General features: G+C 64.5%; 13 protein-coding genes and 1 CRISPR repeat array (1 of these 14 cut by a window edge). Of the genes, 2 read left to right on the top strand and 11 right to left on the bottom strand.

Annotation, left to right across the window (positions count from 1 at the left end; genetic code table 11):
• Positions 1-2,205: a CRISPR direct-repeat array (repeat unit 37 nt; unit sequence GGCTTTCAGGTCAAGATCTTTGACTAGCTGTGACACC); it reaches 1,471 nt to the left of the window's first position.
• A gap of 300 nt (positions 2,206-2,505) precedes the next feature.
• From cas2 to IPM49_07385, 6 genes are all read right to left on the bottom strand, one after another.
• On the bottom strand, positions 2,506-2,838 hold the full coding sequence (gene cas2, locus IPM49_07410) for a CRISPR-associated endonuclease Cas2 (GenBank protein ID MBK9274352.1): 333 nt from the start codon (positions 2,836-2,838) through the stop codon (positions 2,506-2,508).
• 18 nt (positions 2,839-2,856) lie between these two features.
• Positions 2,857-3,762: a type II CRISPR-associated endonuclease Cas1 gene (cas1, locus tag IPM49_07405; GenBank protein ID MBK9274351.1), complete on the bottom strand. Its 906-nt coding sequence runs from the start codon at positions 3,760-3,762 to the stop codon at positions 2,857-2,859.
• The gene (cas9, locus tag IPM49_07400) at positions 3,759-7,790 is read right to left on the bottom strand and encodes a type II CRISPR RNA-guided endonuclease Cas9 (protein MBK9274350.1); all 4,032 of its coding nucleotides are present in this window, start codon (positions 7,788-7,790) and stop codon (positions 3,759-3,761) included. The genes cas1 and cas9 overlap by 4 nt, the downstream gene beginning before the upstream one ends.
• Before the next feature lie 193 nt (positions 7,791-7,983).
• A complete protein-coding gene (locus tag IPM49_07395) occupies positions 7,984-9,327 on the bottom strand; it encodes a hypothetical protein (GenBank protein ID MBK9274349.1) in 1,344 nt (447 codons plus the stop codon).
• 16 nt (positions 9,328-9,343) lie between these two features.
• Positions 9,344-10,663, bottom strand: a complete 1,320-nt coding sequence (locus IPM49_07390) for a hypothetical protein (protein ID MBK9274348.1) — start codon at positions 10,661-10,663, stop codon at positions 9,344-9,346.
• Positions 10,660-13,758 (bottom strand): hypothetical protein, encoded by a 3,099-nt coding sequence (locus IPM49_07385; protein MBK9274347.1) that lies wholly within the window; start codon positions 13,756-13,758, stop codon positions 10,660-10,662. Before IPM49_07385 ends, IPM49_07390 begins: the two co-directional genes overlap by 4 nt.
• A gap of 107 nt (positions 13,759-13,865) precedes the next feature.
• Between IPM49_07385 and IPM49_07380 the strand changes: the two genes are divergently transcribed.
• Positions 13,866-14,114 carry a DNA-binding protein gene (locus IPM49_07380; protein ID MBK9274346.1) on the top strand — a complete coding sequence of 83 codons (249 nt, stop codon included), beginning with the start codon at positions 13,866-13,868 and terminating at the stop codon, positions 14,112-14,114.
• A gap of 73 nt (positions 14,115-14,187) precedes the next feature.
• Here the strand turns inward: IPM49_07380 and IPM49_07375 are convergent, their stop codons facing one another.
• The gene (locus IPM49_07375; protein MBK9274345.1) at positions 14,188-15,375 is read right to left on the bottom strand and encodes an OmpA family protein; all 1,188 of its coding nucleotides are present in this window, start codon (positions 15,373-15,375) and stop codon (positions 14,188-14,190) included.
• A gap of 280 nt (positions 15,376-15,655) precedes the next feature.
• Here IPM49_07375 and IPM49_07370 point away from each other — a divergent pair, with 280 nt between their 5' ends.
• Positions 15,656-17,041 (top strand): MATE family efflux transporter, encoded by a 1,386-nt coding sequence (locus IPM49_07370; GenBank protein ID MBK9274344.1) that lies wholly within the window; start codon positions 15,656-15,658, stop codon positions 17,039-17,041.
• Between the two features lie 238 nt (positions 17,042-17,279).
• On the opposite strand, the gene IPM49_07365 is transcribed toward IPM49_07370, so the two are convergent.
• The 4 genes from IPM49_07365 to IPM49_07350 all read right to left on the bottom strand — a co-directional run bounded on the left by IPM49_07365 (position 17,280) and on the right by IPM49_07350 (position 22,743).
• A complete protein-coding gene (locus tag IPM49_07365) occupies positions 17,280-18,047 on the bottom strand; it encodes a hypothetical protein (GenBank protein MBK9274343.1) in 768 nt (255 codons plus the stop codon).
• A 97-nt stretch (positions 18,048-18,144) separates the two neighbouring features.
• A complete protein-coding gene (locus IPM49_07360; protein MBK9274342.1) occupies positions 18,145-19,821 on the bottom strand; it encodes a T9SS type A sorting domain-containing protein in 1,677 nt (558 codons plus the stop codon).
• A gap of 171 nt (positions 19,822-19,992) precedes the next feature.
• Complete coding sequence (locus IPM49_07355) at positions 19,993-21,639, bottom strand: T9SS type A sorting domain-containing protein (GenBank protein MBK9274341.1); 1,647 nt, start codon at positions 21,637-21,639, stop codon at positions 19,993-19,995.
• 531 nt (positions 21,640-22,170) lie between these two features.
• The gene (locus IPM49_07350) at positions 22,171-22,743 is read right to left on the bottom strand and encodes a thioredoxin family protein (protein MBK9274340.1); all 573 of its coding nucleotides are present in this window, start codon (positions 22,741-22,743) and stop codon (positions 22,171-22,173) included.
• Between the last annotated feature and the right edge of the window lie 4 nt (positions 22,744-22,747).

Here is a 22,747-nt window from a genome sequence, read left to right as displayed (position 1 = left end):
ACACCTCCCACGACGACGACGACGACGACCTGCACGTTGTGAAAGGCTTTCAGGTCAAGATCTTTGACTAGCTGTGACACCGACCGCGTCGTGGTGATGTACGGCCCAAGCGTTGTGAAAGGCTTTCAGGTCAAGATCTTTGACTAGCTGTGACACCCCGCTCACCGACGTGGACAAGCTGATGGCCGTTGTGAAAGGCTTTCAGGTCAAGATCTTTGACTAGCTGTGACACCCTCCGCGCCGCGTGGGTGCAATCCATGGCCGTTGTGAAAGGCTTTCAGGTCAAGATCTTTGACTAGCTGTGACACCCCGACCATTGAACGGGTGTGCACCTGGTTCGTTGTGAAAGGCTTTCAGGTCAAGATCTTTGACTAGCTGTGACACCTTGGATCATCCCATTGCGAGCTGTGCGTCGGTTGTGAAAGGCTTTCAGGTCAAGATCTTTGACTAGCTGTGACACCTTGGCTGGTGATCCGTGCGTTGCATGACCGTTGTGAAAGGCTTTCAGGTCAAGATCTTTGACTAGCTGTGACACCGAGACCTACGTCACGTATGGGCCCGACCCGGTTGTGAAAGGCTTTCAGGTCAAGATCTTTGACTAGCTGTGACACCCTGTACCACATGCAGAAGAACGTCGCCAGCGTTGTGAAAGGCTTTCAGGTCAAGATCTTTGACTAGCTGTGACACCCAAGCCCTGCCGCATCCGATGAAGCTCGTGGTTGTGAAAGGCTTTCAGGTCAAGATCTTTGACTAGCTGTGACACCGGCAACTGCTACCTGGCCAACGACGCCACCGTTGTGAAAGGCTTTCAGGTCAAGATCTTTGACTAGCTGTGACACCATCAGCGTGGTGAACGTGGATAAGGAAGAGGTTGTGAAAGGCTTTCAGGTCAAGATCTTTGACTAGCTGTGACACCTTCACCGGCCCCCGCGTGCTGCACGTGGATGTTGTGAAAGGCTTTCAGGTCAAGATCTTTGACTAGCTGTGACACCACCAGCGCCGTGGACTGGATCAACGCCCTGGTTGTGAAAGGCTTTCAGGTCAAGATCTTTGACTAGCTGTGACACCGGGCCCTCATCGTGAAGCACCGGCCCAAGGTTGTGAAAGGCTTTCAGGTCAAGATCTTTGACTAGCTGTGACACCGGGATTACGCCATCACCATCGGCTACATCGTTGTGAAAGGCTTTCAGGTCAAGATCTTTGACTAGCTGTGACACCTCAGCCTCTCGGCGGGTTTGTAGGTCACCGGTTGTGAAAGGCTTTCAGGTCAAGATCTTTGACTAGCTGTGACACCACAAGGCCCTGCGACGTGCGATGGACCGCCGTTGTGAAAGGCTTTCAGGTCAAGATCTTTGACTAGCTGTGACACCCTCGTCTCGTCGCAGCGCAGCCGAACCTTCGTTGTGAAAGGCTTTCAGGTCAAGATCTTTGACTAGCTGTGACACCAGCGGCTTCTGCTACGACCTCCGCGAAGACGTTGTGAAAGGCTTTCAGGTCAAGATCTTTGACTAGCTGTGACACCCTATCCACATCGTTGTGCGTGTTTAACCGGTTGTGAAAGGCTTTCAGGTCAAGATCTTTGACTAGCTGTGACACCCATCCGTGGTGTGCAGCCCTTCCCCATTGGGTTGTGAAAGGCTTTCAGGTCAAGATCTTTGACTAGCTGTGACACCATCGACAGCGGCCGGCAGTACGCCATCACGGTTGTGAAAGGCTTTCAGGTCAAGATCTTTGACTAGCTGTGACACCTGGCCGAAGCAACGAACGGTCAACCAGGCGTTGTGAAAGGCTTTCAGGTCAAGATCTTTGACTAGCTGTGACACCCTGCACCAGGCCGTGGTGCACCTGACCATGGTTGTGAAAGGCTTTCAGGTCAAGATCTTTGACTAGCTGTGACACCAGGAGTTCATCGAAAGCGCCCGCGACCTGGTTGTGAAAGGCTTTCAGGTCAAGATCTTTGACTAGCTGTGACACCCAGGCCGCGCGGCAGACCGACCTGGCCAACGTTGTGAAAGGCTTTCAGGTCAAGATCTTTGACTAGCTGTGACACCCGGCCGACGTCGCAGGTGTACGCCGTGAACGTTGTGAAAGGCTTTCAGGTCAAGATCTTTGACTAGCTGTGACACCACAGCCTTTCGACGCTGGACGCGGACATCCGTTGTGAAAGGCTTTCAGGTCAAGATCTTTGACTAGCTGTGACACCCGCAGGTACATCACGCCGGTGCCGCCCTGAGTTGTGAAAGGCTTTCAGGTCTCTTTGACTCCCCCCCCCCCCGTTGTGAAGGCTTTCAGGTCAAGATCTTTGACTAGCTGTGACACCTACGCCGGGTGCGAAGCGTTCGCCACGGTTGTGAAAGGCTTTCAGGTCAAGATCTTTGACTAGCTGTGACACCAGGCGCTTTCGGAACCGCTACAACCACGCGGTTTCCGGCCAACAGGGGCGATGGGAAAATGGCACAGCCGAAGGGCCCTCCGCATCGCGGAGGGCCTTTTTCGTGGAGGCCGTCAGAACATCTCCAGCTGCTGGGGCGTGTCCGGGGCGTCCATCTTCTTCTTGCCCTCGAAGAACTGGATCATGCCGAACTGCTTGTCCGTGAGGGTGAACAGGATGACCTCGCCGGCGGGCGGCAACAGGGCTTTAACCCGGCGGATGTGCACCTCCGCGTTCTCGGCGCTGTTGCAATGCCGCACATAGATGCTGTACTGCATCATGGTGAAGCCATCGGCCTTGATCTCCTTGCGGAACCGCGCGTGGTTGCGACGGTCCTTGCGCGTCTCGGTGGGCAGGTCGAAGAACACGAAGACCCACATGATCCGGTATTCATCCAGGCGGCCCATGGCCGGTTCATCCGCGGTTCATGGCCGCTCGGGATAAAGGACCCTGCGTTGTTCGCCATGAAAGCATTGGGCCAGCGTGGCGGTGGTCCGCTGGGCGGCCACCAGCAGGGGGCTCCGCTTCCCGTCGATGAGCACGTCCATCGCCGGTAGGGACAGCAAGCGCCCTTTGAGCGCATTGGTCAGTTCCGCACCATCCAGCCGCTCGGTCACCACCAATTGCCATACCAGCCGGTCCACCCAGGGCCGGTAGGGTTCCATGATGTCGTCGGCCAAACAGTAGGCGTTGTATTTGTTGCGGTGGTGGATGCCGTAGGTGGGGAGGAGCCCGCTGCCCACCAGGTTGCGGGCCACCACGGCCCGCAGGATGGCATAGCCGTAGTTGAGCAGGTTGTTGGGCGGCGGGCCGGTGCGGTGCCGCACGAACTGCATCGCCGGGGGGAACAGGAAGCGCCAGTAATGGGCCGCACCGCGCGCCTCCAGGTTGTCCGGATCGCCGCTGCGCACGTTGCGGGCGTGCTCGCGCAGCGTGTCCCCGGGGGTGCCGGCCTCTTCCAGCACATCGGCCTGGTTCCGCAGCTTCGCCTGCACCGTTTGCATCCACAGGTTCTTCCGCAGCGGTTCGCTGGCTTCGAGCTGCGCCTTGAAGATCTCCGTCTGGGTGGTGTGCCCGTCCAGGTTCAGCAGCAGGCCTGTGGGCATGTGCTGCTCGTTGCAGGTGATCACCGCCACGTTGTTCGCCAGCAGGGCCGCGAGCAGCATCTGGGTGATGACCACACGCTCATGGTCCAGGATCAGCACCCCGATGTCCTCGATGGGTACGGACTTGTCCTCCAGGCCCAGCTCCGTGGGGTAGTGCAGCACCAATTGCTGCTCACGGCGCCGGAGCGTACACGGGTTGCCGATATGCAGGGTGCGCTTGATCAAAACGGAACGGCTTCCACCCGGCCAAGGCGATCCATTCTGATAGGGACACAGACCTGCGAGATCTTGGTCCTTGGGTCATCCCGGTCCTCGAATTCGGCTGCATTCTGGCTCCCAAATTCCATTTCCTCCTTGCTGTAGGTAACTACGTTAGAGATATGTGCCTTAAGGAAGTAGATGCGATTGCCGGACATCTGTGTCATGCGCATGACACGGTCGCCAACGTACTCCGTATCCTTCCAGTCGATCGACCGGACATCCTCCCCCGGCCGTGGGACATAGACCAGGTCGTTCTTCCGAAGGAGGAAGTGGCGGTGGCCGGGTCGGGCATCCACGAGGTCCAGTCCTTTGAGCCTCCGCTCCACGGCGTCGAAGAAGGGGACCACCTCGAACACGCGCTCGCCGGTGGCCTCGTTCACGAAGACGGCCAGCGCGTGGTTCTCGCCTTTCTCCACGTGCAGCTTCCGGTTGGGGTCGCCGTGGCGCAGGAAGCGTTTGCGGCCCATGGCCTCGCCCACGAGGGCCTCGTCCATGCGGCAGCGCACCTTGCGCACGGGCACCTTCAGACCCTGGTTCATGAGGTAAAGGGCCTCGTCGGTGAAGGCTTTCTTGGGGTCGTTGCCATGGGCCTTGAGGTGCTCGCGCACCACCTGCCGCACGCGCGTGTCGATGATCTTCTCCACCATCTTCTCGGTGAAGGTCGGACCGAGGTTGCGGGTGATCGTGTACTTGGGCACCAGCACGGTGAGGGCGTCCACGCGTTCGTTCCGGGCGTTCGCGAGCGGGTCCTTCCGCAGCGCCTTCTTCATCCGTTCCACATTGCCCTCGTACTTGGAGAGGTGGGCATGCAGCCACCGGGCTTCGTGCGCATGCGCCAGGAACCGTTCATGGTAGCCGGGTTCGCCGGGGTCTCTAGGGCTCACGGCCTCCAGTGGGTCCGGCCGTTCGCTGAGGTGGGCGATGATGTCCTTCAACGGCCATTTGCGCTGTTCGCGCACCTCGCCCAAGGGCTGCTCATTATGGAGCGGGCCCCGTACGGCGCGCAGATCGCCCTTGGTCTGTTTGCGCAGGGCGGTGGTTCCGGTCTTCGGGTCCACCAAATGCCGGGTGTGATTGGCGGCCTTGGTGAGCAGACGCTGCCGGTTCTTGATGCTCGGGATGGTGCGTTCCAGCTGCTCCTTTACCAGGCGGCGAAGGTCGGGGTGGGGCAGGGGGTACCACGTGGGCCGCTTCATGGCCTCCTTCTCTGCATCGCTCAGCTTCAGTTGGTTCATGGTGCTGAGCCGCTGGATGTAGCCCTGCCGGGTGAGCGCCACGGTAAGGGCGTCCAGCGCGTGATGCCGATGGTCGATGCGCTTGTCGTAGCCTTCGATGCGCCAGTCCCCATGGCCATTTCGACCCGGAACCGGCTCCACCAAGGTGCGGCCTGTAATGCGTTCCAGTCGTTCAAAGCGGGGGAGGAGCACTTCCTTGAAGACCTTGTCCAGCCCCCATTCGTTCTTCAGCGTATCCGTGATGATGCCCAGCGTGCTATGGACCGGGCACACCGGCTGGAGCAGTTCGGTGAGCTTGGTGCCGATGTACCGGGTCTCCTGCAGTTGACGGTTGATGAAGCTTTCCGGCACCTCCTCGGCGAGCAGGTACTTCTTCTTGGTGCGCCCGATGCGCAGGCTGTTCACGCGGTCCACGTAAGCCTCCCACGCTCCGGTCCCTTTGGCCTTCATGTACAAGGCGGCCAGCTGCTTGTCCTTGTTCGCGTTCTCCTCCCGCAGGCAGAGCACCCGGTTCTGGATGCTGTCGTCGAAGTACAGGGCGCGCGGGATGATGTGGTCGACGTCGGTGTCCCGCGTGTCGAAGAGCTGTGTGCGTTCAATGGTGTTGCCGCTGTACATGCAACGGTGCTCCTGTTGCACCCAGAGCTCGTACCGCTCGATGTCCTTTCGGCTTGGCTTGGGCCGGTTGAACTCATTCACCAGGCGTTCCAACACCTCCTTGCGTTCTTTGTCGCGTTTGCGGTTGTTGTCGAAGGTCCGTTTGCGCTGCTCCTGGTTCTGGCGCAGCTCCCGCGCCAGCTCCACGCGGATGCTCGTCGGTCGGCCGTAGGTGCTCCAGATGTCTCGCACGATCATCCGGGCCTCATTGACCACTTGTTCCACGACCGGGTTGCGGAGGAATCCGCGGGGCATGGTTCTGATCTCTTCGGGCTTCTCATACGGCTTGCCGCCCGTGCTGCGGTGATCGCCATACAGCACGGTGGCCGCCAGCCAATACGGCAACCCCTGGAAGTGATGGGGTGCGGTGTACGCCGTGAGGCGGACACGCACCTCGTTGGGGAGCCGTTCGATCTCCTCACCGGTGGCCACCTTATCGATCACGTCCTGGATCCGTCGCTGATCCCGATCGGGCACGTCCTCCCAGCGCCACGCATCGCCATTGACCATCAGCGGGAGAAGGCGCATGGCGGCACGTGCCGAGACAGCTCCGTGCTTGCGGTCAAAGCGTACCTTGGCGAGGGCCTCCAGCTCATCATCGGGGATCCCATCAATGGGGGCCAGGGCCTTGCGGCGATGCTCCTCGGTGGGGATGGAGTAGAGGATGTGCCAGATCCGGAACAGCAAACTTTCCTGAAGCCCGGCAGTACGGGGTGCTTCTTGGGCCAGGCGGTCCCAGATCGCCGATGCCTTCAGCCTGGGCCGCAGGGCGGCCAGGGTTTGGTGGCCGGGGAGGGCGGCGCGCAGGTTGTTCTCCAGTGGTTCCTCCTTGCGGCCGATGCACTTTAGCAGGTTCTCCGGCTTCAGTTCCTTGTGCTCCAGCAGGTGCTTCAACACCAGGTTCCGTTCATCCGCGCTCACGTCGTGTTCCTTTCCGTAGCGATCGATCAGGCGGATGTTGTTCACCTGTTGCTGGATCCGGAACAACTGATGGATCGGGGAGCTGACCGGCATCACCGGCTTTTGTGGCTCGAAGCGGCATTGCCCCTTGCTGCTCCGCTGGCTCTTCAGCGGCCGTTGGAAGTAGATGACATGGTCCCGAATGAAGGTTCCCAGGTCCCGGTTCAACCACTTCTTCTGTTCCACCTCGTTGCGTGGGATCAGGGCCAGGACCACCCGGTCGCGCAGGACCGGATCTGCAAGCCGCGCATGGGCTTTCACTTGTCTCGCCCAGATCCGGTCGAATTCGTTCTTGTAGGTGTCCCGCAGGACGATACGTTCACGGATCCTGTAGAACGGGTCATCCTTCAAGGCTTGGTGAAAGAACTGTCCCGGGGTCAGGCCACTCAGGTCGATCGCCTGGTTCAAGCTCTCCATGCCCTTCCGCCAGTCGGTCTTCACGGGTAGCCGGAATTCAATGGAGGTGCCTCGCTTGGTCTCCTTTGTCGTGACCTCCAATTCCTGTTCGGTGCCTTCCATCTCCTTCATGGTGGCGATGGTGGTGGTGCCTTCTCTTCCATCGGCAAGCGTGACCAGGTATTTCACCTTCCTGCCCTTGGCGTCGTCCACTTCCACCTTGGCGATATGGACCCGTTCGATGCTCTTGCCATCATCCTTTTCGGCTTCCGGCGCAGCGCCGACCTGCTCATCCATCAGGTCCCCAATGTCCTTGTATCCGCGCCGCTGATTCATGTGGTAGAGGATCCTTCCCAGCTCGGGCAGAGTCACCGGATGGTCGACGGCCATGGCCCGCAGGCCGTAAAGTTGAAGGCTCGTCAGCATCGGCAGAACCTCACTTCCATGCTCTCCAAGGCCTTCAGGCCATGCATCGATCAGGCCCAGTGCCTGAACTAGCTTGGCGCGTCTGAGCTTGTAGCGTTGATGATTGCGTCGCATGCTGCGCTTCTGACGGCGCGTGGCGTTCTTCGTGATGCGCTTGCCCTCTTCGTACTCCTTCAGCTCTGGACCCATTGGGATGATCCGGCTGCCCATGGCATGGATGCGCTCCAGGCGCTCCGCGTTCACTTCGACCACGGCCCAGCCGACGCTGTTGCTACCCACGTCAAGCCCTACGATCAGCTCGTTCTTCTTCTCCATCATGGCAAATCATCTAAGCCTAGCTGCCCAACGGAACGTTGATGAACCGATCTGGCAGCCGGGCGGTTGAAGATAGGAGTCCTACCCCTATATTCGCAGCGACCTGAAGTCTTTCACAATAAGGATGATTCCGTTGTGAGAACTAAGCTTCAAGGCTTATCCGCGGCCCCGAAAGGGGTCGCGGTCTTTTACTCCATCAGGTACGCCGCCCGCGTCCGCCGGCCCACAGCCCCAGCGCCACCACCACCGGCAGCAGCCACGCATCGCGCGCCAGGTAGCGCGCGTCCACCACGCTGAGGCTGGCGCACGCCCACGCGCCGATCAGCACGGTCGCGAAGGCGAGGGCCACCACCACTCGCACCGGTGCGGCGGTGCCCCGGCAGAGCAGCAGCAGCAGGCCGCCGATCGCGGACAGCCCGAGCAGCAGCGCATGCACCCGGTCGAACACCGTGCTGTCCAGGCGACCGCGCGCCGTGCTTTGCCAGGTGTGGCGAAAGGCGGGCAGCTCGTGCGGCAGGTGCTGTTCCACCATGCGGTAGGGCGGCGTCGATGGGTCGCCGAACCAGGGACTCATCACCCCGTCGGCCAGGGCCGTGGCCATGAGCTGCTGTGCCGTGGAGCCGATACTGGCCCGCACATGGGCCGCGAGGTAGCGCGGCTCGGTGAGCGTGCCGCGCACGATGCGGCCGTACTCATCGTGCGTGGCCTCCCAGCCGCCCTGCCGCTGCAACGGGCTCTCCGGATACCACAGGAAGGCGCGGCTGGTGGTGGGCAGGCTGTCCAAATAGGCGCAGATCCCGTAGCGCGCGGTGGGGCAGTGCTCCTGCAGCCAGGGCCGCAGCAGATCCGCGTCCACCAGGCGGCCCATGAGGAAGACATGGCTGGCGCGGCTCACATGCGGCGTGCCGGTGAGCAGGCCGTTCGCCGCGTAGAGGCCGGCCCATGCACAGCCCGTGAGCGCCAGCGCATGCAGCGCCGCACGCCGTCGCGGTCGCGGGGCCAGCAGCACCGCCACGCCGCCCACCAGGGGCAGGATCACCAGGTTGCTCAGGTGGCACCAGCACGCCAGCAGCACCAGCCCAACATCGAACGCGCGCCAGGGCCACTGTTCGTTGCGCAGGATGAGGAACGCCATGCTCACGGCGCCCACGGCAGTCAGCATGTCGGGCATCACCTGTCCCGCGTACCAGCCCAGCCCGGTGAACGGACCGAGCAACACGCACAGCATCACGGTGGCGATCGCCGCGCGGGCGGGTGGAAGCAAGAGGGTCGCGATGCGGTCGATGGCAAGCGCGCACAGCAGCGCCTGCGCGACCACCACGGGCCAGAGGGTGGCACCGCCGAAGCTCAGCCCCCGGATGAAGAGGCCGTACCAGTAGGGTCGATCGATCGGCACCAAGCCCTCGAACGCGCTGGCCAGATAGGTGCCCGTGTCGGCATACACCAACGGATAGCCGTTCACCAGCGGCACGATGAGCACGCCCAGGGTGCCGAGCAATAAGGCGAAGCCGTTCCGGAAGAACGGATGAAGGGCGGGCATCACCCGCGAAGATGGGTTACGCCGCGCTTCGGCCTTTCGCGGCCATCACCATCACGACAGCGAAGGGGAGGAGACCGCTCACGCGCGCCAGAAAGCGCTGGTCCGGCAGGCTGAGCATGGCGCAGCTGGACGCGGCGAAGAGCACGGCCAACAAGGTGAAGAGCAGCAGCAACCGAGGTTCTGCGGCGCGAGAGCGGATCGCCAAGGCCACGAGCAGCAACACCGACAGGCCGAGCACCAGGATGTGGAGCGCGTTCACCGCACGCAGGTCGAGCGTGCCTTCGCCATGCTGCCGGGCGCCGAGGTAGGCGGGAAGCTCGCGCGGTACGAATTGCTGGATCGCCAGGTAGGGCGGGCTCACCGGCTTGCGGTACCACGGCTGCGGCAATTCGTCCAGACCGATGCGGCCGAGCTGCATCCATCCATCGCGCCAGGCGGAACGCCACAACGCGGCGCGCACCGCGTCGTCCTCCAGCAGCACGTCGTTGATGGCCCGGGCTTCAGGCAGGTACGCGTCCCATCCGCCCGCCCGCGTCACCGCACCATCGGGTCCCCACAACAGGGTCCTGCTGTCGGCCGGGGGTGGCCCCTCGCAGATGGACCAGTGCGTGGTGGGGCAGTGTCGCGCGAGCGCTTCGGGCAGCGCGCCGGCATCCACCACACGGCCCAGAAGGAACAGCGGCGTACCGCGGGAGAGCTCCCACCCGCGACCGGCCCATCGGTTGCTCGCCGCCAGCGCGAACACGGACAGGACCACGGCGCCCAGGGCGAAGGTGGTCCCGATGAACGGCGGGCGCGTGCGAAGCAGCAGCAGGTGAAGCCCCCACGCGATCGCCAGTGTGGCGGGCACGATCACCAGATGGGAAAAGTGGGTGACGCCAGCCAGCACGAGCACCGCGGCATGCAGCAGGCGCCACGGCCACGCCAGGCGCGTGAGCACCAGGAGCCCGGTGGACACGATCGCCAACGGCGTGAACACATCCGGCAGCAACCGCCCCGTGGTCCAGCCGAGACCGGTGGTGGCGCTGAGCACGGCCGTGGTGGCGAGGAAGAGGCCCCACCGCCGGCCCACCACCACCTGCCAGGCATGCGCGAGCACCGTCGCGGTGAGCAGCGCCTGCGCGATCGCCACGCCCCACAGGCTGAGCCCGTTGCCGCTGAAGAGGCGGCAGAAGAGCCCGTAGCCGATGGGCCGGTCCGCGGGGATGCCCAGCTGGAAGCCGCTGGTGAGGTAGGTGCCCGTGTCGGCATACACCAGCGGATAGCCGTTGACCAGTGCAGGGCCCAGCAGCAGCAGGGCGGCCGGTGGAACGATCCGGACCAGCGCGCTGCTCATGCCGGCGCGGAGGCAAGGTGACCGGCGCGCCAGGCCAGCAGTTCGGCATTGGGCATGCGGCCCGCCGCGTCGGCGCTCCAGCCCGTCTGCAAACGGTCCACGAAGAACATCTGCACCTCGCCCTTGCCCTTCACGGCGAGCGGACCCCGTGGGGTGACGTCCACGAAGCGCTGAACGAGCGCATAGGTGGCCGCGCTGATGTTGATGCGTCCCGCTTCGCTGAGGCCTTCCAGCCGGCTCGCGAGGTTTACCGTATCGCCCCAGATGTCATAGGCGAACTTCTTCTCGCCCACCACGCCGGCGATCAGGGGGCCGCTGTGCAGGCCGATGCGGATGGCCCACGGAGCGCGGCCTTCCTGAAGGCGTTCGGCGTTGATGCGGTCCACCGCGTCCAGCATCTCCAGTGCGGTGAGCACGGCGTCGAGCGCGTGGGTCGGGCTGGCCTCCGGCACGCCGGCGGCGCACATGTAGGCATCGCCGATGGTCTTGATCTTCTCCAGCCCGTGCGTGTCGGTGATGCGGTCGAAGGCGCGGAAGAAACGGTCCAGGTCGGCCACGATGCCCGTGGGCTCGCTCTCGCCACTGATCTCCGTGAAGCCTTGGAAGTCGCTGAACAGCACCGTGCACGCGGCATGTGAGCGGGCCTGGGCCTCGCCCTTCTCCTTCAGTTCGTTCGCGGTGGCCTCCGGCAGGATGTTCAACAGCAGTTCCTCGCTGCGGTGCTTCTCGGCGGCCAGCTCGCGCGTGCGCTCGTCCACCATGCGCTCCAGGCGATGCTGCTCGCGCAGCAGCCTGCGTTCGCGCAGCTTCACCACGGCCCACAGCAGCAGGGCGAGCACCACGGCGCAGCCGGCCAGGAAGGGCCAGGTGCGCCACAGCGGCGGCCGGATGGTGAAGGCGAAGCGCACCGGCCCCGTGTTCCAGATGCCGCTCGCATTGCGCGCCAGCACCAGAAAGGTGTATTCGCCCGGCGGCAGGTTGCTGTACGTCACCCGGTCCGTGGCGGTGATGGGCGACCAGTCCGGATCGTGGCCCTCCAGCATGTAGCGGTAGCGCACCTTCTCGGGGTAGGCCAGGCTGATGCCCGTGAAGGCGAAGGTGAGGTGGTTGCGGTCCGGAGGAAGACGAAGCCCCAGCGGCAGCCCGTCGCCGCCAAGGCTGTCGCACCACGGCCGCCAGTCGGTGCGTTCGAAGAAGAGCAGCAGGTCGGTGAGGTGCGTGCGTGGCTCCGCAGGGTCCTCGCGCACCCGCCGTGGGTCGTAGCGCGTGGCCCCGCGTACCGTGCCGAACCACAGGGTGCTGTCGCGGTCCAGCAGGCACGCGTTGCGGAAGGTCTCCACCCCGATGAAGCCCTCCTCCGTGCCGTAGTGGTCCACCTCCAGCACCTGCTCCTGCAGCATGTCCAGCTGAAGCAGGTCGATGCCGCGGCGTGTGCCCACCCACACGTTCTCGTAGGCGTCCAGCAGCACCAGCTCCACGGTGGGCGAGCGCAGGCCCGTAAGCGAGCCCATGCCGCCCGCGGTGGACAGGCTGTCCCAACGCGTGCCATGCACGCGGTACAGCCCGTTCTCCTCGGTGCCGATCCACAGGTTGCCCTTGCTGTCGCGCACCACGTTGCTCATCGCCACGGGCGGACCAGGCACGGGCTCCAGGCGCCAGGGAACACGGCGCGTGGGCAGGCGGAAGAGCCCTTCGGCCGTGCTCACCCACACCGTATCACCGCCAGAGGCGATGCCCGTCACCGCAGGCTGCGGACCGTCCACATGCATCAGGTGGCCATCGCCGGGGTCGCCCCAGAGGCCGCGGTCCGTGCCCGCCCAAAGCCGCCCTTCATCGTCATGCAGCAGGGCGTTCACGCGTCCCGGTGGACCGTCGGCCACGCGCACGAAGCGTTCGCCCGTCCGGCGGAAAAGGCCCTGCGTGGCGGTGCCCACCACGAGCGCTCCGCCCGGTGCGTCGGTGATGCACAGCACGAAGGGGTCGGCCAGACCTTCGGGCTCGGCGAACAGGCGCAGGCCCTGCGCATCCCAGCGCGCCAGCCCTCCGCCCACCGAGCCGAGCCACAGTTCGTTGGTGCTGCTGCGGTGGATGGCGCTCACGATCTGCGAGCGCAGCCCGTCCTGTTCGGTGAAGTGCAGGAAGGCATCGCTGGTGAACTGCGACAGCCCGCCGAAGGCCGTGCCCGCCCACACCGTGCCGCTGCGGTCCTCGTGCAGGCAGCGCACCAGGTCGTGCCCCAGGCCGTTGCGCTCGGTGATGGTGCGCAGGATGGGCACACCGTTGCGGGTGCTCACATGGGCGATCCCGGCGGGCGTGCCCAGCCACAGGTCGCCGGTGCGCGTGCGCAACACACAGAGGATCCGCTGATCGTGCAGCGGCAGTGGCACGCCGCGCGTGGGGCTCTCCGCCGGGTCGAGGCGCTTCAAGCCAGCGTCCAGCAGGCGATACCCGGACGGGGTGCCCACCACCAGACCCAGGCTGTCGGCAAAGAGGGCCGTGATGCGGCGGTCCGGCAGCTCCGCCTCGGCACCGGCCAGCGTCCATCGGCCGTCGCGCTGCACCACCAGCCCGCTGTCCGTGCCGGCCACAAGCCCACCGCCGGGCATCCGCACCAGGGCGTTCAGCCGGGCCTGGCCCGTGGGCAGCGGTACGGCGGTGGCGGCACCGCTTGCGCCAAGCCGCACCAACCCTCCGGTCAACGCGACCCAGGTGTGGCCCTCCACGTCGGTGGCGAAGGCGCGCACCGCTCCGGTCACCGGCAGCGGGCCCCAAGGCCGCACCGCGCCGCGCTCCCAGGTGGCCACCGCTCCCGTGCGCATGCCGATCCACACGCGTCCGTCCGGCGCGCCATGCAGGGCGGTGACGTGCTGGCTGGCCAGGCCTTCGGCGCGGCCGATGGTGCGGAACCGTGTGCCATCGCTCCGGGCCGCCCCTTCATCGGTGGCCACCCAGAGGAAGCCGTCGGGGTCTTCGCACACCGCGCTGATGCGGGCGCTGGGCAGCCCCTGTTCCAGGGAGAAGGTGCGGAGGTCGGTGCGCTGCGCAATGGCCGCCCCGCAGGCGAAGAGCAGGGCGATGGCGGCGGCGCGGGGCATGCGCTCGGAAAGGTAGCGCCCGCAAGCCAACGGCATGCCAGCCCCCGTTTGGGATCCGGGTTTCTTCGGATTACCTTTCAGCGTCCCCAACCAAAACCCGTCCTGACATGAACATCACCTTCAATGAACTGCGCAGGATCAAGGACCGGCTGCCCGACGGCAGCATCCACCGCATCGCCCGCGAGCTGGACATGAACGTGGAGACGGTGTGGAACTATTTCGGGGGCTACAGCCATCCGCAGGGCCGCCCCATGGGCGTGCACCTGGAGCCGGGCGCCGACGGGGGCGTGGTGTCGCTGGACGACACGCGCATCCTCGACATCGCGCAGCGGATCCTGAAGGAGGAGCCTGCGTAGGCGTGTGCCACGCCCGCTGCGAAGCGGGAAGGGTGAGGGACCTCCGGGTCCCTTTCTCTTTTTTCGGCTCGACCTACCGTTCCAGCACGGTGAACTCCACGCGGCGGTTCTTCGCGCGGCCCTCCTCGGTGGCATTGTCCGCCACGGGCCGGCTCTTGCCGTAGCCCTTCCAGCTCAGGCGCGCGGCATCCACCTTCTCCTTCACCAGGTGGTCCACCACGGCCTTCGCACGGTCGTTGCTCAGGCGGATGTTGTAGGCCTCGCTGCCCTGGTCGTCCGTGTGCGCGCCGATCTCGATCCGCATGTGCGGGTAGTCGGTGAGCAGGTGCACCACCTTCTCCAGCTCGGCGTGGCTCTCGGGCTTCAGCTCGGCCTTGTCGAAGTCGAAGAAGATGTGGTCCAGCACGATGCTCTTGCCCACCTCGGGCTCCACGCGGGGCAGCTCCACCTGGGCCGTGCCGGCGTGGTCGGCCACGCGCACCTTCGGCGGCGGCGGCACGCTCTCCTTCGGCTCGGGGCTCAGCGCGCTGCCCGGCGGCGCCACCCGCACGTTCACATCGTCCACGAAGTAGTAGGCGCCACGCTCGCCCTCGGGGAAGCGTTCATGCTGGGTGGCCTCGTCGCTGTAGAAGTTGCCGATGAGCAGGAAGCGCTCGCCGCCGGTGGCCTCGATCACGCCGCTCACCTTGTGCCAGCCGCTCTTCCTCACCAGCTTGTCCTCGTTCACCGACGGGGTGATGTGCAGCGGCAGGCAGTCGCGCGAGCTCACCGGTTCCGGCGCCAGCAGCAGGCCGATGTTGTTGCTCGCCTCGTTGCTGAAGCTGGCGCGCATCACCCAGCACTCGGCCACATAGCGCACCCCGGCCTCCAGCGGCGCGGTGAGCTCGATCTGCAGGTACTCGTGCCAGTGCGTGGGCGTGTTGCCCCGGCCCCAGGTCTTGATGCCCGCCATGGCCTCACCGCCGTGCGGACGCGCACGTCCCCCGGTGCGCTTGCCGGGGTGGCTCCAGCAGTCCGGGTCGCTCTGCAGGCTGAAGTGGTCCGGTGTGGTCTCCGTCGGGCTCGTCCACCCCACCATCACCTCCTCGCTGAACTTGCGGGCGTCCTGCGTCCAGGCGCACTGCAGCCGCTTGGTCTCCTCGAAGCCGGGGTTGGGGACGAGGTTCGGCATCGTGTCGGCGTTCAGCGTGCGTTGCAGACCGGTCTGCGCCAGCATCGGCGCGGCCACCAACAGGGCGGGAAGGAGTACGGTGCGGACCATGCGGCGAAACTACCCGGGCCCGCGGGGCGCTTCCAGGCGTTTCCGGCGGCGATCATGAACAACCCTTCGTGAGTGGTGAGTGGCGAGTGGCGAGTAGCGAGTGGCTGCGCGCAGGCCCAACGCGCCGAGTGGCGAGTGCTGCGCGCAGGCCTGCGCGCCGAGTGGCCGGAGCACTGTCCTGTGTCACTCGCCACTCGCCACTCACCACTCCCCCTAGCTTCGCAGCCCTTCGGGCAACGCCGTCCGCCGCCGCCCCGTCATCCGCCTCCTTGCCCGTCCCATGGCCCGCCTTTTCGACCTGATCCGTGAAAGCCTGCGTGGCGAGGAGCAGGACTACACCAGCATGGGCGTGCGCCGCGCCATCGTGCTGCTCAGCATCCCCATGATCATGGAGATGGGCATGGAGGCGCTCTTCGCCCTGGTGGACACCTACTTCGTGAGCAAGCTGGGCGTGCTGGGCACCGCCACGATCACGCTGACGGAGACCTGCATGGTGCCGGTGTACTCGATCGCCTGGGGGCTGGGCATGGGCATCACCGCCGTGGTGGCGCGGCGCACCGGCGAAAAGGACCGCGACGGCACGCGCGCGGCGGCGGGACAGAGCCTGCTCATCGCCCTCGTGTGCGGCCTGTTGATGGCCGTGCCCGCCGTGCTGTTCGCCGGGCCGCTGCTGCGGATGATGGGCGCCGCGCCGGATGTGCTGGTGGTGGCGGTCCCCTACGCACGGCTCATGTTCGCCAGCAACCTGGTGGTCACCCTGCTCTTCGCCTTGAACGCCGTGTTCAGGGGGGCGGGCAACCCCGGCATCGCCCTGCGCACGCTGGCCATTGCCAACGGCATCAACATCGTCCTCGACCCGCTGTTCATCTTCGGCATCGGCTTCTTTCCGGAGCTCGGGGTGCAGGGCGCCGCCGTGGCCACCACCATCGGACGCAGTTGCGGGGTGCTCTATCTGTGCTGGAACTTCTTCCGCCGCGAGGGCACGCTGGCCGTCACCCTGCCCGACCTGCGACCGGTGCGTGAGGTGATCATGGGCGTTGTGAAGGTCTCGCTCGGGGGCGTCGGCCAGTTCCTCATCGCCAGCCTCAGCTGGGTCTTCCTGGTGCGCATCGTGGCGGACTTCGGCACCGAGGCCGTGGGCGGTTACGGCGTGGCCGTCCGCATCATCATCGTCGCCCTGCTGCCGGCCTGGGGCATGGCGAACGCCGCAGCCACCCTCGTAGGGCAGAACCTCGGCGCCGGGCAGCCCGATCGCGCCCAGCGCAGCGCCTGGCTCTGCGGCCACTACAACATGGTGTTCATGGTGCTGGTCACCGTCTTCTTCTGGGCCGCCGCGCCGTGGATCGTGTCCTTCTTCGATCAGGGCCCGGAGGCCGACGGCTACTCGATCCTGGCCATGCGCGTGATCAGCCTGGGCTACTTCTTCTACGGCTACGGCATGGTGCTTTCACAGGCGCTGAACGGGGCGGGCGACAGCCTCACGCCCACCTGGCTCAACGTGATCTGCTTCTGGGCGATGGAGATCCCCATGGCCTACCTGCTGGCGATCACCTTCGGGCTCGGGCCGCTGGGGGTGTTCGCCTCGGTGGCCATCTGCGAGAGCGTCCTGGCCATCCTCAGCGCTGTGGTCTTCCAACGCGGGCGCTGGAAACAGGTGAAGGTCTAGCGAAGTTTAAAGCTCAAAGCTGAAAGAGGAAAGCTGAAAGAGGAAAGCTGAAAGCGGAAAGTCGATCGGCCGGGAATTGGAGGCGGGTGGCCGGAAGCCGGAGGCTTGAAGCTGGCGGCTGGCGGCTTGAGGCCGGAAGCGTGCGGCTGGTGGCCGGTGGCTGGCGGCTGGAGGCTTGAAGCTGGCGGCCGTTGGCTGGAGGCCGGAAGCGTGCGGCTGGAGGCTGTCGGCTTGTGGCTTACTCCGCCCTGAACTTCTTCGGCCTGCCCTCCGCATACCACCGCAGCAGCGTGTCCACGATGTACTCCACTTTGCGGCTGTCCGCCCAGGTGCCGCGGAACACCAGGTTCCCGTCCCGGTCGATGATGTAGGCCGCGTTGGGCGCCCGTCCGTAGCTGTCCAGCACGGCGTCGTTCAGCCCGTCCACCAGCACGGGGATCTTCACGGTGTTGCCCAGCTCCTGCGCGTAGGCCAGCTTCTCGTTCTCGCTCTTGGGCGCCGGGTAGTCGCGGTAGCTCTTCTGGTCGCCGGGATGCAGCTCGCGGCCGTAGATCATGAACAGGCGCACCTGCGTGCTGTCGTACTTGCGCTGGAGCGCATCCCACAAGGGCAGCTGGAAGCGCGCCGGCGGGTTGGTGATGCTGCCGAACATGAACACCCGCACCTTGCCGGCGTCGTCGCTCAGGCGGTAGCGCGCACCGGTCTGCGCCACCGGCAGCTCGAAGTCCTTCGTCCGCGTGGCCACACCGGCCCCTTCGCTGTGCGTGCGGATGTCGTCGATCGTGGCCCGGATCACCTTGTCGAAGTTCATCCGCCAGATGCTCACCATCTGTCGCATGCCCTTGATCTCCTGCTTGCTGTAGCTGTTCAGGTAGAAGTCCAGGTCGTCGTGGAACACCAGCGCGCTGTCGGTCACGTACGGCTTCGGGTCCCAGTTGGCCACGATCTGGGCCCGCAGGACCGGCACCGGTACAAGGAGGAGCAGAACGGGGAGGAGGCGCCGCATGGATGGGGGCGAAAGGTAGCGGCGGGGCGGGGGACCTGCCATGAGTCCCGTACAGCTCGGTCCAGGTCCCTGCAGGCTGCAGGGCATCCGGTCCCGCTCACTCCACCACCATGCTGCCGTGGTAGACCCGGTCGCCCTTGCTCAAGGTCACCTTGTACAGCCCGGGTGCCACGCCGGATACGTCCATCCGGGGGTCGCCGCTGCTCATGTCCAGCTGCCGGGCACGCACCAGCCGGCCGCTGCTGTCGAAGACGCTCAACAGGAGGTCCACTTCGTTCCGCAGACCGGTGGGCACCTTGATCCGGAACGAGCCCTGGTTGGGGTTGGCGTAGAGGAGCAGTTCATCCACTTCCCAGGGCGGTATGCCATCCAACGCGTCCAGCTTGCCCACATACACATCGTAGAAGTTCTGTCCACTGGAGAAGGTGGTGCTGCCGAAGACCGCCGTGCCCCGGAACTGGCCGCAGACCACCGGTTGTTCCGCCGCGTCCAGCACCATCGACCATCTGCCGCGCACCGGACCGGGCCCGGAGCCGTAGCTGTTCGTTCGTGCGAAGACGGACTGGATGCAATCTCCATCCTCATCGAGGTGGACCAGGTACATCGAATCGTAGTCGTAGGAATCGAATTCCTGAGCACAGCCGGCCACATCCACGATCGTCGCAGGTTGCATGGGTTTCAGTCGGCACAGGGCATACGCATCGCCCGTATCGCCCAGGACGAGATCGGCCACCGAAACATCACCATAAGGTGAGTCACTGGTGAAGGACCACAGGTAGGACCCATCTGGACCGAACCGGATCATGAACAGTTCACCTGCACCGATCAGACTGTCCGTGCCGAAGTAGATCGTATCCACATACATGCTACCGGACAGGAGTACCCCGGTGCTGTTCGCGGCGATCTTGCCCATCAACGGCCCGGGGTAGTGCACCATGTTCTCTCCATGGCTCCTGCCCCAGATGGCATGGCCATCGTAGTTGTACTTGACCAATACGAACCTTCGTTCGCTCACGTCCACGCTGACCGTATCGAAGGTGAGCAAGGGCCCGGCTCCCTGCAGCGCCCTGCTGGCCAGGTAGAAGCCGTCCTCAACCGCGGCGATGTCAGCGCTGTAACTCCCGCTTCCTGGTGGCACCTCTATGGCCCACTGGCACACGCCCACCGCGTTGAACTTCAGGATGGAGACACCGGTGGGCACATTGATCCCGTCCACGGTCATCGCACTCCCGGCGTAGGTCAGCAGCAGCTCGTCGGTCGGGGTGCCCTCAAAGCTGGCGACGTGGTCGCTTAATGCGCCGCCAAAGATCTTGACCCACGTGCAATCGCCGTTCCCATCATAGTGGGCCAGGAAGATCTGCGTGCCATTGCCGTACTCGTTCACCACCTGGTTGCCAAAAAGCCACTCACCACAGATCTCACCGGCGAAGTAGGCGTCGCTTCCTGCCGGGTGTGCGGCTACAAAGGGTGCCGGCGCGTCATCAAGGTCCGAACAATAGCTATTGCCGGTGAACTCGGCAGCCCCACCCCATTGGGGTTCTCCGTTGCCGTTCAACTTCATGAAGGCATTGCGACCATTGATCGTATCCGGGCCAACGACCAGGCCAGCGATGGAACAGCCCAGGTAGTAATTCCCCACGGTGTCCTTGGCGATGCGCGCATGGTCATTGCTGCCGGATGCCCCGAACTGCTTGACCCACTGCCATTCCTGCGCTGGCGCAACAACGCTCGCTGCCACCCAAAGCGAAGCGGTCAGGGAAATTCGCGGGCTCATGAGGCGGACCATGGGAAGCATGCGGTCGCAAGCGCTGAACGAAGGCCTCTGGTTGCACCTCGAAGCTACGGGATCGGCATTGTTCCGGCGTTGATCCGGGCGGGAGACATGCCATGGGGCGCCGTACCGCTCCGTCCAGGTCCCTGGAGGCCGCAGGGCATCCGGTCCCGCTCACTCCACCACCATGCTGCCGTGGTAGACCCGGTCACCCTTGCTCAAGGTCACCTTGTACAGCCCGGGCGCCACGCCGGATACGTCCATCCGGGGGTCGCCGCCGCTCATGTCCAGCTGCCGGGCACGCACCAGCCGGCCGCTGCTGTCGAAGACGCTCAACAGGAGGTCCACTTCGTTCCGCAGACCGGTGGGCACCTTGATCCGGAACGAGCCCTGGTTGGGGTTGGCGTAGAGGAGCAGTTCATCCACTTCCCAGGGCGGTATGCCATCCAACGCGTCCAGCTTGCCCACATACACATCGTAGAAGTTCTGTCCACTGGACAAGGTGGTGCTGCCGAAGACCGCCGTGCCCCGGAACTGGCCGCAGACCACCGGTTGCTCCGCCGCGTCGAGCACCAGGGACCAACTGCCGTGCTCCGGACCGGGTCCGGGGCCAAAACCATTCGTGCGCGCTTGGACCGTTTGAATGCATGAACCATCTGTATCGAGGTGGATCAGATACATCGAATCATAGTCGATCTGGTCGAATATTCGCGTACAACCTCCTACATCCACGTTGGTGCTCGGCTGCTGTGGAGTCAAACGGCAAAGCACATATGCGTCTCCCGCATGGCCCATCGTCATATCGGACGCCCAAATGTCGTAGCCGAACAACGTACTACTGACCAGAGACCAAAGGTAATCCCCATCCGGCCCAAACCGGATCAGGAACATTTGACTTGCACCGAAGAGGCTGTCGGTACCAAATAGCACTGTATCCGCACTCATGTAGCCGGATAGCAGCACCCCGGTGTTGTTCGCAGTGATCGTGCCCATCCAAGGGCTGGGGTCGTGCACCATGTTCTCTCCATGGCTCCTGCCCCAGATGGCATGGCCATCGTAGTTGTACTTGACCAATACGAACCTTCGTTCGCTCACGTCCACGCTGACCGAATCGAAGGTGAGCAAGGGCCCGGCTCCCTGCAGCGCCCTGCTGGCCAGGTAGAAGCCGTCCTCAACCGCGGCGATGTCAGCGCTGTAACTCCCGCTTCCTGGTGGCACCTCTATGGCCCACTGGCACACGCCCACCGCGTTGAACTTCAGGATGGAGACACCGGTGGGCACATTGATCCCGTCCACGGTCATCGCACTCCCGGCGTAGGTCAGCAGCAGCTCGTCGGTCGGGGTGCCCTCAAAGCTGGCGACGTGGTCATCCTGTGATCCACCGAACGTTCTCACCCAAGTGCAATTGCCATTCTGATCATACCGGGCTAAAAAGAGCTGGGTACCATTGCTGCCCATTTCGCTGACCGCATGGGTGCCGAAGAGCCACTCACCGCAGATCTCGCCAGCAAAGTAGGTGGCGGTACCGGAGGGATGGGCAGCGACGAAAGGTGCTGGCGCATCCGCGAAACCTGTACACAGGACGTTCCCTGTCCTTTCCGGGCGCCGCACCCATTGCGGTTCTCCAGTACCGTTGAGCTTCAGTAGGACATTGGTGCCCCAAACGGTATCCTGGTTGATGACCATTGGCCCAAACGAACCACCCAGATAGTAGTTCCCCACGGTGTCCTTGGCGATGCGCGCATGGTCATTGCTGCCGGATGCCCCGAACCGCTTGATCCACTGCCATTCCTGCGCCGGCGCAACAACGCTCGCTGCCACCCAAATCGAAGCGGTCAGGGAAATTCGCGGGCTCATGAGGCGGACCATGGGACGCATGTGGTCGCAAGCGCTGAACGAAGGCCTCGGGATGCACCTCGAAGCTACGGGATCGGCCTTGCTCCGGCGTTGATCCGGGCGGACATTGGGCTATCGGGTCTCCACCCCTCGGCAGGATAGGGATCCACAGAGGACGCGGATGACGCAGATGGTTCCCGCCCTGCGGCGGGGAAGCATGCCGAGTCCCCGACTTACCCGGGCATCGGTACCATCGGCGTCATCCCGCTGAGGCGGGACAGGTCCTGCGGAGAAACCCGCGGGCGAGGTCCTCGGCAGACCGCATCGACCCGATCAGGATGGGCAGGGCAGGAAGGTCGGGCATCCCGGTCCTGCCTCTGCTCCGCGCGTCCGGCCCCGGTCGGGATCGTCGCAGCGGGCGTCAGTCCAAGGTGCCGGGCAAGGAACCCGTGATAAAGCCGGAGACCGCTCATCCCTCAGCGCCCCCTGCGCCTCTGTGTGAGGCACATGGCACCCCTACCAACCCGCCGTGAAGCCCGTCTGGAAGCTCGGATAGTCCTGCTTCTTGTAGGCCCCTTCGCCGATGTACTTCAGGATCGGCTCGATCTGCTGGGGGGTGAGGTAGCCCTGCACCGGGGCGATCACCTCGAGGTTCTCGTTGAGGTACACCACCGTGGGGTAGGCGATGCGGCCCTCCACGTTGGCGATGGCGTAGGTGAGCTCGTGCGTGCCGTTGCGGCCGCCGCCCGCCGCCGGGTTGTACTGCGGGTTCTTGAAGGTCTGGCCCTTGAAGGTCACCGGGTCGCCCCCCTCGGCGTTGAACTTCACGGCGTAGAAATGGCTGTTGACGTACTCCACCAACTTGGGGTCGGTGAAGGTGCGGCTGGCCAGCATCTTGCAGGGGCCGCACCAGTTGGTGTACACGTCCACCAGGATGGGCTTGGGCACCTTCTTGGTGGCCGCCTGGGCCTGTTCCAGGCTCAGCCAGTTGATGGCGGGGCCGGCCGGGGCGGTGGTGGTGGTGCCCTGGGCGGACACCGTGCCGTGGATCAGGACGGGCACCAGGAGGGCGAGGAGGGGGGAGCGCATGGAG

This window comes from Flavobacteriales bacterium (genome assembly GCA_016715895.1).
GTDB lineage: Bacteria > Bacteroidota > Bacteroidia > Flavobacteriales_F > PHOS-HE28 > PHOS-HE28.
This window is presented reverse-complemented; position numbering and strand designations above follow the sequence as displayed.